Below are 2,127 nucleotides of genomic sequence, written 5' to 3'. Positions count from 1 at the left end.
ATATTCCCGCGCGCATCATCTGGCCGGCATCCTCGCCGACGACATGGGCCTGGGCAAGACCGCGCAGATGCTGGCGCACATCCTGATCGAAAAACAGTCCGGCCGGCTCGATTGCCCGGCGCTGGTGGTGTTGCCGACTTCGCTGGTGTTCAACTGGCAGGCCGAAGCCAGGCGCATGACGCCGGACCTGCGCGTGCTGGCCTTGCAAGGGCCGCAGCGCGAGGACGACTTTGCGCGCATGGCCGGATTCGACATCGTGCTGACCACGTATCCGCTGGTGTGGCGCGACCTCGACGCGCTGCGCGCGCGCGCCATCGCGTCTGCATGACCGGCACGCCGCTGGAAAACCATCTCGGCGAGCTGTGGGCGCAATTCAATTTCCTGATGCCGGGCTTCCTCGGCGAGGCATCCACCTTCGCGCGGCTGTGGCGCAAGCCGATCGAAGAAAACGGCGAAACCCTGCGCGCGCAATTGCTGGCGCAGCGGGTGCGGCCGTTCATCCTGCGCCGCCGCAAGGAAAACGTCGCCGCCGAGTTGCCGCCCAAGACCGTGGCGATCAAGCTGCTGCAATTGCAGGGCCGCCAGCGCGACCTTTATGAAAGCGTGCGCGCGGCCGCCGACAAGCAGGTGCGGCGCGCGCTGGAGCGGCGCGGCTTCACCGGTTCGCATGTGACCATCATGGATGCGCTGCTCAAGCTGCGCCAGGTGTGCTGCGATCCGTTCCTGCTCAAGGGTGGCAAAGGGTATAAAAGCGCGCCCAAAACCATCGAGCGCGCCAAGATCGAGATGCTGCGCGACATGTTGCCGTCGCTGGCGGCGGAAGGCCGGCGCGTACTGGTGTTTTCGCAGTTCACCGAAATGCTGGAACTGATCGAGACCGAACTCGATGCGCTGGAACTGCCGTGGCTGTCGCTGACCGGCAAGACGCCGTCGGCGGCGCGCGGCGAGGTGGTGGCGCAATTCCAGCGCAAGGACGTGCCCATCATGCTGGTCAGCCTCAAGGCCGGCGGCATCGGCCTCAACCTGACCGCCGCCGACACCGTCATCCTGGTCGATCCATGGTGGAACCCGGCGGTGGAGGAGCAGGCCATCGCCCGCGCCCATCGCATCGGCCAGGACCAGGCGGTGCTGGTCTACAAGCTCATCATCGAAGGCAGCATCGAAGAACGCATCCTCGAACTGCAGGAGCGCAAGTCGGTGCTGGCCGAAGGCGTGCTCGGCAGCGACGGCGCGGTGACGCCCAAGTTCGGCCAGGCGGAACTGGATGCGCTGATTGCGCCGCTGCAGGTCGCGCGGCCGGCCTAACAGGAAAATGACCCGGAGGCCGCCCGGCAGAGCAGGCCCGGAGCGTTTACAATCATGCGATGTCTTCCACCGCGCTTTCCCCCTCCATTTCCCCGCGCCGCGCCTATCTGGGCGGTTTGCTGCTCGCCGTCGTCGGCGCCATTTTCTTTTCCGCCAAGGCCATCGTCGCCAAGCTGATGTACCGCTATCACGTCGATGCGGTGATGGTGATCAGCCTGCGCATGATGTTTTCGCTGCCGATGTTTGCGGTGCTGGCGTTCTGGCAGGCGCGCAACTCGCCGCCGCTGGCCGGGCGCGACTACGCCAAAATCGCTTTCCTCGGCCTGATCGGTTACTACCTGTCGAGCTTCCTCGATTTCCTTGGCCTGCAATACATCTCGGCCGGTCTGGAGCGGCTGATCCTGTTCCTGACGCCGTCCTTCGTGCTGCTGATTTCCTTCACCTTCTACAAGCGCAAGGTCGGCCTGATCGAGTGGGGCGCGCTGCTGGTGTCCTACCTCGGCACCGCGCTGGTGCTGCAGCACGACATCAATACCGGCGGCAACAACGTCGTGCTGGGCAGCGTGCTGGTGCTGGGCGCTGCCATCACCTATGCGCTGTACCTGATCTTTTCCGGCGAGCTGGTGCGCCGCGTCGGCGCCATGCGCCTGGTGGCCTACGCGATGTGCGTATCGTCGGTGGCCTGCATCATCCAGTTCTTCATCCTGCGTCCGGCCTCGGCGCTGGTGCAGCCGGTCCAGGTGTACCAGCTGTCGCTGATCAACGCAGTGTTCTGCACGGTGCTGCCGGTGTGCCTGACGATGGTCGCGGTGTCGCGCATCG

General features: G+C 65.2%; 1 protein-coding gene and 1 pseudogene. Both read left to right on the top strand.

Annotation, left to right across the window (positions count from 1 at the left end):
* A pseudogene (locus tag HLUSI_RS28665) lies at positions 1 to 1,305 on the top strand (DEAD/DEAH box helicase); the annotation flags it as partial.
* A 59-nt stretch (positions 1,306 to 1,364) separates the two neighbouring features.
* Positions 1,365 to 2,127: DMT family transporter (locus HLUSI_RS0113730; protein WP_016834515.1), on the top strand; the 763-nt coding region annotated here is incomplete at its 3' end.

The sequence above is a fragment of the Herbaspirillum lusitanum P6-12 genome (assembly GCF_000256565.1).
GTDB lineage: Bacteria > Pseudomonadota > Gammaproteobacteria > Burkholderiales > Burkholderiaceae_D > Herbaspirillum > Herbaspirillum lusitanum.
Note: the sequence above shows the minus strand (reverse complement) of the source record. Positions and strands in the feature narration are given on the sequence as shown.